This is a genomic window from Bradyrhizobium sp. USDA 4011 (assembly GCF_054063415.1).
On sequence record NZ_JBSSGG010000001.1, the window covers coordinates 13,911 to 26,391 of the forward strand.

The window sequence follows — 12,481 nt, forward strand, 5'->3', positions numbered from 1 at the left end:
TGCACCACGCTGCATCCGGGCTGCTTGCCGAAAGTAAAAAAGCCCCGCTCAAGAGCGAGGCTTCCTTTCTGGCTGGCAACCGCGCCTCAGCCGACCTTGCCGTTGTATTCCTCGTCGGTGACGTGCTCCATCCAGGTCGAATAGACGCCGTCGAGCGCCTCCTGCATGGCGATGTGGGTCATGCTGTTGTCCGGCGAGGCGCCATGCCAATGCTTCTCGTTCGGCGGGATCCAGACGACGTCGCCGGGGCGGATTTCCCGGATCGGCCCGCCCTTGGCCTGGACGCGGCCGATGCCCGAGATCACGTACAGCGTCTGTCCGAGCGGATGGGTGTGCCAGGCGGTGCGCGCACCGGGCTCGAATGACACGCGCGAAGCATTCAGCCGCGCCGGCGCCGGCGCCATGTTGATCGGGTCCTGCAGCACGCTGCCGGTGAAGTTCTCCTTCGGCGCGCGGCGGGTCGGCCGCGAGCCGGAAACGTGGATATCCATGGGGTTACCTCCCTCTCTTGACGTTATTTCTTGGTCGCGGCGTAGCGCGCCTTGGTCTCGGCATTCATTGGATAGAGGCCGGGCAGCTGGGCGCCATTGTTCACCTCGTTGACGATCCAGGCCTCCATCCGCTCCTGCTCGGGTCCCTCGGCCAGCACCTGGTCAAGGAACGCCTGGGGGATCAGCACTGCGCCGTCCTGGTCGGCCACCACCACGTCGTTCGGAAACACGGCAACGCCGCCGCAGCCGATCGGTTCGCCCCAGCCGACGAAGGTCAGACCTGCAACCGACGGCGGCGCCGCGTAGCCGTCGCACCAGACCGGCAGGCCGGTGCCGAGCACGCCCTCGACGTCACGCACCACACCATCGGTGATCAGCGCCGCCACCCCGCGCTTGACCATGCGCGCGCAGAGGATGTCGCCGAAAATGCCGGCATCGGTGATGCCCATGGCATCGACCACGGCAATGCAGCCCACCGGCATCGCCTCGATCGCGGTACGGGTCGAGATCGGCGACGACCAGGATTCCGGCGTCGCCAGATCCTCGCGGGCCGGCACGAAGCGCAGCGTGAAGGCCGGTCCGACCAGCCGCTTCTGCCCGGGCTTCAAGGGCTTGGTGCCGCGCATCCAGATGTTGCGCAGGCCCTTCTTGAGCAAGACCGTGGTGATGGTGGCGGTGGACACGTGCGACAGCGTCGCGATCGCTTCGGCGGACAGTGACATCTGGAAAGCTTGCTCCGATGGGAGGAAAAGACCGACGCATGTTGCCGGGCGAAGGCCCTGCGTCAAGGGCTGCGCGAAAAAGCTGCGATCACCTGAATTTATCGCCGGCATGCCGATTAATTTATTGAAGTTGCTACATCATTTTGCACGAAGCGAATTCCGTTTTGAGTAGAAACACGCTAGCTTGATGGCCGACCCAATCTGCTTGAGCCGATGGCCGAACCCTTAAGTCCTCCCCGCCTTTTGCCGAGTGGCGACAGCGCCATCACGGTGGAATACAGCCGCACCATCGACGACGCCGCCAACCGGCGGGTGCTCGCGCTCGACCGCGTGATCGCAGCCGAGCCGATCGCCGGGATCACCGAGACCGTGCCGACCTACCGGTCGCTGCTGGTGCATTACGATCCCGTGCAGATCACCTTCGATGCGCTCGGCGAGCAGCTGCTTGCGCGCGCCGCCAAGGCACCGCCGACCGAAGGCGGAACGCGGCGCTGGCGGATCCCCATCACCTATGGCGGCGAGCACGGCATCGATCTCGAGGATGTGGCGAAGGCACTTCAGACCACGCCCGATGAGATCGTCGCGCGCCACGCCGCCGGCGACTACCGCGTCGCCATGATCGGCTTCACGCCCGGCTGGTCCTATCTCAGCGGGCTCGACAAGTTCCTGCATCTGCCCAGGCGCAAGGAGCCGCGGCTCGTGACCCCGGCCGGCACCATCTCGATCGGCGGCATCCAGACCGGCGTGCAGTGCCTCGCCGGCCCGAGCGGCTGGCACCTGCTCGGCCGCACCCCGGTGCGAACCTACCAATTGCATCGCGATCCGACCTTCCTGCTGGAGCCGGGCGATGCCGTCAGCTTCACGGCAGTGGATGCCAAGACCTTTGCTGAACAGGACCGCGCCGCCGAGGCCGGCGCGTTCGTCGCGGAACTGGTGACGCCATGAGCAAGCTCGTCGTCACCTCGATCGGCCCGGCCAGCTCGGTACAGGACGGCGGACGCCCGGGCTCGCAGCGCTACGGCCTGACGCCGAGCGGCGCGATGGATAGGCTTTCGCTGGCGGCCGCCAACACGCTGGTCGGCAATGAGCCGTTCGCCGCCGCGGTCGAAATCGGTCCATTCGGCGCCACCTTCACCGCGCGCGGCGGCGCGGTGCGCATCGGGCTCGCCGGCGCATCGCGCAATGCGGATATCGGTGGCCGGCCGGTCGCCTTCGACAGTTCGGCAACGCTCGCCGACGGTGAGACGCTCAATCTCGGCTTTGCGCGCGGCGGCTCGTTCAGCTATCTCGCGATCGAGCACGGCATCGAGGGCGAGCCGATGTTCGGCAGCCTCGCCGTCAATGCCCGGGCCGGGCTCGGCAGCCCCTACCCGCGGCCGCTGCAAAGCGGCGACGAGTTGAAGACGCAGGCGGCCAGCGGTGCCGCCGAGCGCCGCATCGAATTGCCGGCCGCGACCGATGCGCCGATCCGCATCGTGTTCGGCCCGCAGGACGACGAGTTCACCGCGGAAAACAAGCAGCTGTTCCTCGACAGCGAGTGGAAGATCTCGGCCACCAGCGACCGCATGGGCTACCGGCTCGAAGGGGCGGTCATCAAGCACCGCGACGGCCACAACATCGTCTCCGACGGCACCGTCAACGGCAGCATCCAGGTGCCCGGCAATGGCCAGCCGATCGTGCTGATGCCGGACCGCGGCACCAGCGGCGGCTATCCAAAGATCGCGACCGTGATCACGGCCGATCTTGGCCGCTTCGCGCAGACCTCCGCCGGCCGGCCGTTCCGCTTCAAGGCCGTGACCATGGCGGAGGCGCAGGCCGAGGCGATCAAGTTCCACGCGCTGCTGCATTCGCTGCCCGATCGCCTCCGCGGCATCGACGATTTCGGTCTCAACATCGAGGCGCTGCGGGATGCGAATGTCGCGGGTCAGGCCGTCAGCGCCGTCGATGTGTCGACCTGGCAAGTTGCGCTACCCTGAATCGAATACGAACAACAAACGGATCGATCGTCATGACTGCAACCATCGACCTCAATTGCGATCTCGGCGAAAGTTTTGGCCCCTGGGAAATGGGCAATGATGCCGCGATGATCGAGCTTGCGACCTCGGTCAACGTCGCCTGCGGCTTCCATGCCGGCGACGCCGACATCATGCGCAAGACCGTTGAGCTCGCGAAGGCGCGCGGCGTCAGCGTCGGCGCCCATCCCGGCTATCGCGACTTGCATGGCTTTGGCCGCCGCCCGATGCCGGGGCTGACATCCTCCGAGATCGAGAACCTGATCGCCTATCAGATCGGCGCCCTGCAGGCGATCGCAACCGCGGCCGGCCACAAGGTCACCCATGTGAAGGCACACGGCGCGATCTCCAACGTCGCCTGCGAGGACGACATGACCGCGCGCGCGATCGCCAATGCAATCAAGGCGGTCGACCCGAGCCTCGTGTTCGTGGTGCTAGCCAACTCGAAGCTGGTGCGCGCGGGCGAAGCCGCCAATCTGCGGATGGCGCACGAAGTGTTTGCCGACCGCGCCTATGAGGACGACGGCAATCTGGTGTCGCGCAAGAAGCCCGGCGCGGTGCTGCACGATCCCGAGGCGATCGCCGAGCGCGTGGTGCGGATGGTGCAGGATGGCGCGGTCGTCTCGGTCACCGGCAAGGTGATCAAGATGCAGACCGATACCGTCTGCATCCATGGCGACACGCATGGCGCCGTCGAGATTGCGCGCGGCCTGCGCGAGGCGCTGAGCAAGGCCGGCATCACGGTCGCGCCGTTCAAGACCGCGCACTGAGCCGCGAACATGTCGACTGCCAAGGGCCGGCCGCCGCGCCGACCCTTTTAGATTCCGTTAAGAGTCTTCTTAAACCCAAACTTGCCGTTTGATTGCTAGGTGCAGCTTCCGAGCCTTTGATTGTCCTCTCAGGAAATTGGGTACGAAAGCATGTTCCGCACCAGCCTCTCCCTCGCAATTGCTGCGGTGGCCACGGCCGCCTTCAGCAGCGCGGCCTCCGCCGGCTGCTACAGCTGCTATACGCCGCCGCCCCAGCCCTGCACGACCTGCTATCAGGTGCAGACCGTGCCGCCGCAGTATCGCACCGTGCAGGAGACCGTGATGGTGTCGCCGGGCCGCGTCATCGCGCATCGCACGCCGGCGCAGTATCGTACCGTGATGGTGCCGAAGACCGTGATGGTCGCGCCCGAAGGCGTCGCCTATGAGCGCATCGCGCCGCAATACGCCACCCAGGAACGCACGCAGATGGTCTCGCCGGGCTATTCCTACTACGCGCCGGTCCAGCCGACCTGCAACACTTGCGGCGGCGGATATGGCTACGGCTACGGATATGGACCGGGCTACGGCTACTGAGCCGTCAGCATCCAGACAACACAAAGCCGCCGCCTGAGGCCATCAGACGGCGGCTTTTGAATTTTCAGAAGGGCTCAGAACGGGTGGACGGACAGCGTGCCGAACACGATGGCCGCGATCACCGCAAAGGCGCTGTAGAGCGCCGCAGTCTGAATTCCGGTCCCGGATTTCCTTGAAATGTGCCGCGCGTAAAAGTGCAGGCGGGCTTCCGCCGATAGCTCGCGCATGGTCGATCTCCAACGCCCCATTCTCAAGCATATGGAATAGCGTTCGCACGCCGATTCAAGCGGGCAGCAAAAATAGCGATGCCGCCGCCTTCGGGAACACGGTTCCGAGAGGAAATTTCTTTCCCGTGCGCTCGGCCGAGAATCTTATTCGTCGCAATTCGAGGCGTCGGGAACCCGCGCCAGCCCGCAATAACCGAAAATCTCGAAAACAACCCCATGCAAAGGAGCCGGAGGTGGCGGCCGCTGCACCGCGCTCAGGGCTTCCAGCGCCCGATCTTGAAGGCCGCCAGATGGCCAGGAACGTCGTTCGGGTCGAACGGCGGACCGGCGAACGCACCGATGGCGTTGGAGGCGCCAGCCGCGCGCCCGGCTGCGGCGTCGTAGAGGTCCGGCCTGAACACCGCCATGGCAGCCTTAAGTGCCTCGGGCCGGTACGGTGTCTGGCCCCAGCGAACCATCTGCGCGTAGAGCCAGGCCGCCTGCCCCGGGTCCGGTCGCGCCGCCGCCTCGCGCCCGACCAGCAAATAGCGACTGCTTTCGCGCATGGTGCCGTCGGGCAAGATCTTCAGCCGGCCGTCGAGCGTGCGCTGAATGACGCCGGCGTCGACGCCGAGCCGCTCAGGTGAGCTGAGGATGCGCGCGACCTCGGGCCGGTTTTCCGGTTGCTCGATGAACTCCGCGGCGCGCAGATGTGCACGCACCATCGATGCCACGACATCGGCATGCTTCTCCGACCAGCTCTGGCGCACCGCCAGCACCTTCTCCACCGCGCTGAGCAGGATGTCCGAGACGAAGTGCAGGATGTGGCCGACGCCGCGATCGACTGCGATCGAATTCCAGGGCGCGCCGACGCAGAACCCGTCGACATGCCCGTTGGCCAGACTGTCGACCATGTAGGGTGGCGGCAGCACCACGAGCTGGACGTCCTCGTCGGGATCGACGCCGCCGGCGGCCATCCAGAACCGCAATTGATAATTGTGGGTCGAGAACGGAAAGGTCATGCCGAACGTCAACGGCTCGGCCCCGCTCTTGCGCCGCTTGGCCACGACGCGGGCAAGCGCGCGCGAGGTCGCCATCGGGTCGAAGCGATCGCCGTCGATCTCTTCCATCAGCGCGGCGTGCAGCGCCGGCGATACCGTGATGGCATTGCCGTTGAGCCCGAGACTGAAGGGCGCAGCGATCGGCACCTTGACGTGGCCAAGCCCGAGGTGTGATGCGATCGCCACCGGCGCCAGCAGATGAGCCGCGTCGAACAGGCCGATATTGAGCTTGTCGCGGACGTTCGACCACGACACTTCCCGTACCAGCGTAACATCGAGGCCTTCCGTCGCCGCAAATCCCTTGTCGACCGCGACGATCAGGGCGGCAGCGTCAACCAGCGGAATGAATCCGATGTGCAGGGGTGTGGTCATTTCAAGAGCTCCGACGCCGTCAGGATCGATTGCGCGATCTCGCCGATCTTCTTCTTCTCGCGCATTGCGGTCGAGCGCATCAGCACGTAGGCCTCTTCCTCGGTCAGCCCCTTCACCTTCATCAGGATGCCCTTGGCACGGTCGATCACCTTGCGCTCCTCCAGCGCATGCTTGGTGCGGTCGAGCTCGTCCTGCAGCTTGGCGAAGGCATTGAAGCGGGAGACGCAGAGGTCGAGGATCGGCTTCATCCGCTCCTTCTTGAGGCCGTCGACGATATAGGCAGAGACGCCCGCCTCCACCGAGGCCTGGATCGAGGCGGCGTCGCTCTGGTCGACGAACATCGCGATCGGCCGGCGGACGGCACGGCTGACCTGGAACATTTGTTCCAGCACGTCGCGGCTGGGGTTCTCGAGGTCGATGACGATGATCTCGGGGTCGAGCGCATAGATCCGCGACAGCAGGCTCTGCATCTCGCTGATATGGACCACGTCCGTATAGCCGGCCTCCCGCAGTCCCTCCTCGAGGATGGCCGCACGGACCGGGCTCTCGTCGACGATGACGATCTTAGGAGACGATTCAGCGCTCATCGACCACTCTTAAAGCCCGGCAAGAACCATCCATATCACGCCGGGACGGTGCGGAAAGGGTTGTAATTCTCGGCAATTGGGACTAGCTCCTGCCCATCAATCAGGCAGATTCAGAGATATGCAAGAGGCCGCCGCGCCGAAAGTGAGCTTCGTGTCCTTGGGCTGCCCCAAGGCGCTGGTCGATTCCGAGCGCATCATCACCCGGCTGCGCGCGGAAGGCTATGAGCTGGCGCGCAAGCATGACGGCGCCGACATCGTCATCGTCAACACTTGCGGCTTCCTCGACAGCGCCAAGCAGGAATCGCTCGCGGCGATCGGCGAGGCCATGGCCGAGAACGGCAAGGTCATCGTCACCGGCTGCATGGGCGCCGAGCCGGAGCAGATCGAGGCGGCCTATCCCGGCGTGCTCTCGATCACGGGGCCGCAGCAATACGAGAGCGTGCTGGACGCCGTGCATCGCGCGCTGCCGCCCGCGCACAACCCGCATGTCGACCTGGTGCCGCCGCAGGGCGTCAAGCTGACGCCGCGCCACTACGCCTATCTGAAGATATCCGAGGGCTGCAACAATCGCTGCAGCTTCTGCATCATCCCGAAGCTACGCGGCGATCTGGTGTCGCGGCCGGCCAATGACGTGCTGCGCGAGGCCGAGAAGCTGGTGAAGGCCGGCGTCAAGGAATTGCTTGTGATCTCGCAGGACACCTCGGCCTATGGCGTCGACCTGAAATACGCCGAGAGCCCCTGGCAGGATCGCAGCGTACGCGCCAAATTCTACGATCTCGCCAAGGAGCTCGGCGAGCTCGGCGCCTGGGTGCGGCTGCAATACGTCTACCCCTACCCGCATGTCGACGAGGTCATCGGCCTGATGACCGAAGGCAAGGTGCTGCCCTATCTCGACATCCCGTTCCAGCATGCGAGCCCCGACGTGCTGCGCGCGATGAAGCGTCCGGCGGCCCAGGAGAAGACGCTGGCGCGAATCCAGAAGTGGCGCGAGCAGTGCCCCGAATTGACGCTGCGCTCGACCTTTATCGTCGGCTTCCCCGGCGAGACCGATTCCGACTTCGCCTATCTGCTCGACTGGCTGGATGAAGCGGAGATCGACCGCCTCGGCTGCTTCAAATACGAACCGGTTGCCGGCGCCGCATCGAACGCAATCGGCAATGCCGTGCCCGACGAGGTCAAGCAGGAGCGCTGGAATGCGCTGATGGCGCGCCAGCAGAAGATTTCGACCCGGCGCCTCAAGCGCAAGGTCGGCACCCGCCAGCAGGTGATCATCGACGAGGTCGGGCCGACGGTCGCCAAGGGCCGGTCAAAGGCCGACGCGCCCGAGATCGACGGCGCGGTCTATCTGACCAGCCGCCGCCCGCTCAAGGTCGGCGAGATCGTCACCGCCAAGATCGAGCGCGCCGACCAATACGACCTGCACGGCAGCGTCGCCGGATTCTGACCCGCTTGACACTGCCGCCCCTTCGGCTGTATGGCCCTGCGCCATGAAGCTGAACCGGACCCACCGCCGCGCCATCAACCGTCGTCGCACCCGCGACGATGCTGGGCTGCGCCGTGTCCGACGCCATCGCTGATTAGCTAAAATCAGCTGAGGTTTTCGAGAAGGCCGCGCCCCCAAAGCGCGGCCTTCTTGCTTTTTGGCCTGCCCTTAATCCCCACACCGACCCCAGAGGAGATCGATATGACCAACGCTACCCATCCGTTCGATGCGCTGATGGACATCACCGCTCGCCCCGCGGTCGTGTTCGTGCGCGGCGCAGGCTCGTATCTGTGGGACGCCAACCGCAACCGCTATCTCGATTTCGTGCAGGGCTGGGCCGTGAATCCGCTCGGCCACTCGCCGGTCATCGTGGCCGACGCGCTGGCCGCGCAGGCCAGGCGGCTCTTGACGCCGAGCCCGGCATTCTACAACGAGCAGAGCCTGAAACTGGCGAAGATGCTAGTCGACAAGAGTTGCTTCGATCAGGTCTTCTTCGCCAATTCCGGCGCCGAGGCCAACGAAGGCGCGATCAAGCTCGCGCGCAAATTCGGCGCCAAGTACAAGGGTGGCGCGCACGAGATCATCACCTTCGAAGGCGGCTTCCACGGCCGCACGCTCGCGACCATGTCGGCGTCGGGCAAGAAGGCGTTCGAGCCGCTGTTCGAGCCGAAAGTCTCTGGCTTCCGGAAAGCGCGGCTGAACGACATCGAGTCGGTTCGCCAGCTGATCACGGCGTCGACGGTCGCCGTCATGCTGGAGCCGATCCAGGGTGAAGCCGGCGTGTGGCCGGCGACCGACGCGTTCCTCAGAGAGTTGCGGGCGTTGACTCAGCAGCGTGGCCTGCTGCTGATCGTCGACGAGATCCAGACCGGCATGGGCCGGACCGGAAAGCTGTTCGGCTATGAGCACGCCGGAATCGAGCCCGACATCATGACGCTCGGCAAGGGCATCGGCGGCGGCGTGCCGCTAGCAGCGCTGCTTGCGACCGAACATGCCTCGTGCTTCGATCACGGCGATCAGGGCGGCACCTTCAACGGCAATCCCCTGATGTGCGCCGCGGGGCTTGTCGTGCTCGATCAGATCGGCCAGCCCGATTTCCTGAAATCGGTCACCGACACCGGCCTGCTGCTCGAGCGCGAATTGCAGCGGCTGTCGGCACGGCACGGGCTCGGCGAGATCAGAGGCCGCGGTCTGCTGCTTGCGCTCGATCTCAAGATGCCGATCGGCGCGGCCGTCGTCGCCGAGGCGTTCGCCGCCGGCGTGCTGGTGAACTCGCCGCAGCCGGACACGCTGCGCTTCATGCCGGCGCTCAACGTAACGCGCGAGGAGGTTACCGCGGTGATTGATTGCCTCGATACCGTGCTGACGAAAGTCGGCGCGGCGCGGCGGGTGGCGTAGCCGTCTCCCGATCGTCATTGCGAGCCACCCGGTCGGCGCGAAGCGCCGCCGGATGACAGGCTCCGCGAAGCAATCCATCCCTCCATGCGTGCGGGACAATGGATTGCTTCGTCGCTTCAGCGCAAAATTGCTTTGCAATTATGTCGCGAGCTCCTCGCAATGACGAGGAGAGACTTACGGCCTCAAGATCGCCGCCCCCGTGGTCGCCCGGCTCTCCAGATCGGTATGCGCCTTGGCGACGTCCTTGAGCGCATAGGCGTGGTTGATCGGCACGTGCAGCTTGCCGTTGATCACGGCGGCGAACAGCGTGTCGGCGCCTTCGAGCAATTCCTTGCGGGTGCCGACATAGTCGTTGAGCTTCGGCCGCGTCGCGAACAGCGAACCGTGGTTGTTGAGCTCGGCGAGCGGGAACGGCGGCACCGGGCCGGAGGCGTTGCCGAACGAGACGAACAGGCCGCGTGGCCGCAGGCACGACAGCGATCCCGGAAACGTGGTCTTGCCGACGCCGTCATAGACGACGTCGCAGAGCTCGCCGCGGCTGATCTGCTTGACGCGCTCGACGAAGTTTTCTTCGTTGTAGAGGATGACGTGGTCGCAGCCATTGGCTAGCGCGATATCGGCCTTCGCTTTCGAGCCGACGGTGCCGATGACATGCGCGCCGAGCGCGTGGGCCCACTGGCAGGCCAGCAGTCCGATGCCGCCGGCTGCGGCATGGATCAGCACCCGATGGCCCTGCTCGACCTTGAAGGTCTTGTGCAGGAGGTACCAGACCGTGAGCCCCTTGAGCATCAGCACGGCGCCCTGCTCGTAGGTGATATGGTCGGGCAACTTGACCAGCTTGTCGGCCGGGATGACGCGCTCGGAGGCGTAACCGCCGAGGTTGTAGTAGTAGGCGACGCGATCGCCGGGGTGGAAATTGGTCACCCCCGGACCGACGGCCACGACTTCGCCCGCGGCCTCGTTGCCGGCGATGAACGGCAGGCCGGGCGCCTTGTAGAGGCCGGTGCGGAAATAGACGTCGATGAAGTTCAGCCCGACCGCATGCTGGCGGATGCGGACCTCGCCGGTCCCCGGCGCCCCCACCTCGACATCCTCATAGGTCAGGACCTCAGGGCCCCCCACCTTGTGCACCCGCACAGCCTTGGTCATGTCGTCGCTCCCTCAGATCTCAACGTCAAACGAGCGAATGCCATCGGCGCCGGCTTGTCAACCAAGCGTCCGGAACCGGGGCTACAGCACGATCCGGAAAAGTGCGAAGCGGTTTTCCGAAAAAATCATGCCCTTTAGCCGGCCGGCTTCTTGCGGTTGCGTTTGGCCAGCACGTTGAACATCTCGACCGCCGCCGAGAATGCGATGGCGAAATAGATGTAGCCGCGCGGAATGTGGAATTTGAAGCCGTCAGCCACCAGCGCCACGCCGATCAGCACCAGGAACGCCAGCGCCAGCATCTTGGTGGTCGGATGCTCCGCAACAAACCGCGCCACCGGTCCCGACGAGACGTACATGATGATGCAGGCGATCACGACCGCCGCGATCATGATCTCGATGTCCTGCGCCATGCCGATCGCGGTGATGATCGAATCCAGCGAGAACACCAGGTCGATGATGATGATCTGCACGATCACCCAGAAGAACGCGTTGGGGCTCGGCTTGCCATTCTCCTCGGCGTCACGCGCCTCGACCTCGCCGTGGATCTCGTGGGTCGCTTTCGCGATCAGGAACAGGCCGCCGCCGATCAGGATGATATCGCGCCACGACAGCGCGACGCTCTCGATGGTGATCACAGGCTGCGTCAGCCCGATCAGCCAGACCAGAACGCTGAGCAGGATGATGCGGAACACCAGCGCCAGCAGCAAGCCGATCTGCCGCGCGCGGTTGGCCTGCGGTTGCGGAATCCGCGAGACGAGCACCGACAGGAAGATGACGTTGTCGATGCCGAGCACGATCTCGAGCGCGGTCAGGGTCAGCAGCGCCGCCCAGGCTTCCGGGCTGGTGATCAATTGCATCATGCTCTGAAGGCTTTCATCCGGCGGATCAGGGTATCGCTGCCGACGATGTAGACGGCGATGGCGCAGAGACCGAAGGTGACCGGGGCTCCGACCATGAAATCGTTGGCGAGCGTGTACATGCCGAGCAGCGCCCAGGCGCCGAGCAGCCACAGCGTGAGCCAGCGCAGCCGCACCACGCGGAACGGGTGCAGCACATGGAACGGCGCAAAGGTCAACACGATCAGGAGCGCGACCACGATCGTCGACAGCACCGGCGGCAAATGCAGCAGGAACAGATAGAACGCCGCCGCATTCCACAGCGCCGGGAAGCCGCGGAAATGGTTGTCGTCGGCCTTCATGCGGCGGTCGGCGAAATACAGCGCACTCGAGACCACGATGCCGACGCCGAGGACCGGCGCGGCCACCGGCAGCAGCATGCCGCTCGCGGTGATCGCATAGGCCGGCACGAACACATAGGTGACGAAATCAACCACCAGGTCGAGCACCTCGCCCGACCAGTTCGGCTGCAGCCGCACCACGTCGAGCCGGCGCGCCAGCGGGCCGTCGATCCCGTCGATGATCAGCGCGACCCCGAGCCAGGCGAACATGTTGGCCCAGTGCTCGCGCACCGCCTCCAGCATCGCCAGCAGTGCCACCCCGGCGCCGAGCGCCGTGAAGATATGAACGGAGAATGCGGCGGTCCGCATCCGTTCTGGCAACGCATCCGGCTGGCTCGAGTGCTCCATCGGCCGAAGTGCTATCAGGAATCGGCCAGCTTTGCATATGCAGTCTTGCGGCGTTCCGCCGCGCAGATTGTT

Annotated in this window: 14 protein-coding genes; 6 read left to right on the plus strand and 8 right to left on the minus strand. The window is 65.2% G+C overall.

Going from position 1 to position 12,481, the window contains the following annotated elements; all coding sequences use genetic code 11:
* Positions 1 to 86: 86 nt before the first annotated feature.
* Positions 87 to 491, minus strand: coding sequence for a (R)-mandelonitrile lyase (locus ACVW1C_RS00070; RefSeq protein ID WP_146985948.1), 405 nt, complete (start codon positions 489 to 491; stop codon positions 87 to 89).
* Positions 492 to 514: 23 nt separating this feature from the next.
* Positions 515 to 1,213, minus strand: a complete 699-nt coding sequence (locus ACVW1C_RS00075) for a ribonuclease activity regulator RraA (RefSeq protein WP_456756624.1) — start codon at positions 1,211 to 1,213, stop codon at positions 515 to 517.
* Between the two features lie 213 nt (positions 1,214 to 1,426).
* Here ACVW1C_RS00075 and pxpB point away from each other — a divergent pair, with 213 nt between their 5' ends.
* From pxpB to ACVW1C_RS00095, 4 genes are all read left to right on the plus strand, one after another.
* On the plus strand, positions 1,427 to 2,158 hold the full coding sequence (pxpB, locus tag ACVW1C_RS00080; protein WP_456756625.1) for a 5-oxoprolinase subunit PxpB: 732 nt from the start codon (positions 1,427 to 1,429) through the stop codon (positions 2,156 to 2,158).
* Complete coding sequence (locus ACVW1C_RS00085) at positions 2,155 to 3,189, plus strand: 5-oxoprolinase subunit C family protein (RefSeq protein ID WP_456756626.1); 1,035 nt, start codon at positions 2,155 to 2,157, stop codon at positions 3,187 to 3,189. The genes pxpB and ACVW1C_RS00085 overlap by 4 nt, the downstream gene beginning before the upstream one ends.
* 32 nt (positions 3,190 to 3,221) lie before the next feature.
* Positions 3,222 to 3,995, plus strand: a complete 774-nt coding sequence (locus tag ACVW1C_RS00090) for a LamB/YcsF family protein (protein ID WP_456756627.1) — start codon at positions 3,222 to 3,224, stop codon at positions 3,993 to 3,995.
* Between the two features lie 150 nt (positions 3,996 to 4,145).
* Positions 4,146 to 4,568 carry a hypothetical protein gene (locus ACVW1C_RS00095; protein WP_456756628.1) on the plus strand — a complete coding sequence of 141 codons (423 nt, stop codon included), beginning with the start codon at positions 4,146 to 4,148 and terminating at the stop codon, positions 4,566 to 4,568.
* 74 nt (positions 4,569 to 4,642) lie between these two features.
* Here ACVW1C_RS00095 and ACVW1C_RS00100 read toward each other — a convergent pair whose 3' ends face one another.
* The 3 genes from ACVW1C_RS00100 to ACVW1C_RS00110 form a co-directional block, all read right to left on the minus strand.
* Positions 4,643 to 4,795 carry a hypothetical protein gene (locus ACVW1C_RS00100; protein ID WP_456756629.1) on the minus strand — a complete coding sequence of 51 codons (153 nt, stop codon included), beginning with the start codon at positions 4,793 to 4,795 and terminating at the stop codon, positions 4,643 to 4,645.
* Positions 4,796 to 5,049: 254 nt separating this feature from the next.
* Positions 5,050 to 6,207: a CmpA/NrtA family ABC transporter substrate-binding protein gene (locus ACVW1C_RS00105; protein WP_456756630.1), complete on the minus strand. Its 1,158-nt coding sequence runs from the start codon at positions 6,205 to 6,207 to the stop codon at positions 5,050 to 5,052.
* Entirely contained in the window at positions 6,204 to 6,794 is a 591-nt protein-coding gene (locus tag ACVW1C_RS00110) for an ANTAR domain-containing response regulator (protein WP_456756631.1), read from the minus strand. Before ACVW1C_RS00110 ends, ACVW1C_RS00105 begins: the two co-directional genes overlap by 4 nt.
* A 118-nt stretch (positions 6,795 to 6,912) precedes the next feature.
* On the opposite strand from ACVW1C_RS00110, the gene rimO reads away from it, so the two are divergent.
* Positions 6,913 to 8,238, plus strand: a complete 1,326-nt coding sequence (rimO, locus tag ACVW1C_RS00115) for a 30S ribosomal protein S12 methylthiotransferase RimO (RefSeq protein WP_456756632.1) — start codon at positions 6,913 to 6,915, stop codon at positions 8,236 to 8,238.
* 240 nt (positions 8,239 to 8,478) lie between these two features.
* Entirely contained in the window at positions 8,479 to 9,675 is a 1,197-nt protein-coding gene (locus ACVW1C_RS00120) for an acetylornithine transaminase (RefSeq protein ID WP_456756633.1), read from the plus strand.
* 174 nt (positions 9,676 to 9,849) lie between these two features.
* Here ACVW1C_RS00120 and ACVW1C_RS00125 read toward each other — a convergent pair whose 3' ends face one another.
* From ACVW1C_RS00125 to pcsA, 3 genes are all read right to left on the minus strand, one after another.
* Positions 9,850 to 10,824, minus strand: coding sequence for a quinone oxidoreductase family protein (locus ACVW1C_RS00125; RefSeq protein ID WP_456756634.1), 975 nt, complete (start codon positions 10,822 to 10,824; stop codon positions 9,850 to 9,852).
* Between the two features lie 134 nt (positions 10,825 to 10,958).
* Positions 10,959 to 11,684 carry a TerC family protein gene (locus ACVW1C_RS00130; protein WP_456756635.1) on the minus strand — a complete coding sequence of 242 codons (726 nt, stop codon included), beginning with the start codon at positions 11,682 to 11,684 and terminating at the stop codon, positions 10,959 to 10,961.
* Complete coding sequence (pcsA, locus tag ACVW1C_RS00135; protein ID WP_456756636.1) at positions 11,681 to 12,409, minus strand: phosphatidylcholine synthase; 729 nt, start codon at positions 12,407 to 12,409, stop codon at positions 11,681 to 11,683. The genes ACVW1C_RS00130 and pcsA overlap by 4 nt, the downstream gene beginning before the upstream one ends.
* Positions 12,410 to 12,481: the final 72 nt, after the last annotated feature.

Bases quoted from the DNA above. Each gene is read 5' to 3' on its own strand.
- pcsA (WP_456756636.1), bottom strand. From the start codon at position 12,409: ATGGAGCACTCGAGCCAGCCGGATGCGTTGCCAGAACGGATGCGGACC.
- ACVW1C_RS00085 (WP_456756626.1), top strand. From the start codon at position 2,155: ATGAGCAAGCTCGTCGTCACCTCGATCGGCCCGGCCAGCTCGGTACAG.
- ACVW1C_RS00095 (WP_456756628.1), top strand. From the start codon at position 4,146: ATGTTCCGCACCAGCCTCTCCCTCGCAATTGCTGCGGTGGCCACGGCC.
- ACVW1C_RS00120 (WP_456756633.1), top strand. From the start codon at position 8,479: ATGACCAACGCTACCCATCCGTTCGATGCGCTGATGGACATCACCGCT.
- pxpB (WP_456756625.1), top strand. From the start codon at position 1,427: ATGGCCGAACCCTTAAGTCCTCCCCGCCTTTTGCCGAGTGGCGACAGC.
- rimO (WP_456756632.1), top strand. From the start codon at position 6,913: ATGCAAGAGGCCGCCGCGCCGAAAGTGAGCTTCGTGTCCTTGGGCTGC.
- ACVW1C_RS00075 (WP_456756624.1), bottom strand. From the start codon at position 1,213: ATGTCACTGTCCGCCGAAGCGATCGCGACGCTGTCGCACGTGTCCACC.
- ACVW1C_RS00125 (WP_456756634.1), bottom strand. From the start codon at position 10,824: ATGACCAAGGCTGTGCGGGTGCACAAGGTGGGGGGCCCTGAGGTCCTG.
- ACVW1C_RS00090 (WP_456756627.1), top strand. From the start codon at position 3,222: ATGACTGCAACCATCGACCTCAATTGCGATCTCGGCGAAAGTTTTGGC.
- ACVW1C_RS00110 (WP_456756631.1), bottom strand. From the start codon at position 6,794: ATGAGCGCTGAATCGTCTCCTAAGATCGTCATCGTCGACGAGAGCCCG.
- ACVW1C_RS00130 (WP_456756635.1), bottom strand. From the start codon at position 11,684: ATGATGCAATTGATCACCAGCCCGGAAGCCTGGGCGGCGCTGCTGACC.
- ACVW1C_RS00105 (WP_456756630.1), bottom strand. From the start codon at position 6,207: ATGACCACACCCCTGCACATCGGATTCATTCCGCTGGTTGACGCTGCC.
- ACVW1C_RS00070 (WP_146985948.1), bottom strand. From the start codon at position 491: ATGGATATCCACGTTTCCGGCTCGCGGCCGACCCGCCGCGCGCCGAAG.
- ACVW1C_RS00100 (WP_456756629.1), bottom strand. From the start codon at position 4,795: ATGCGCGAGCTATCGGCGGAAGCCCGCCTGCACTTTTACGCGCGGCAC.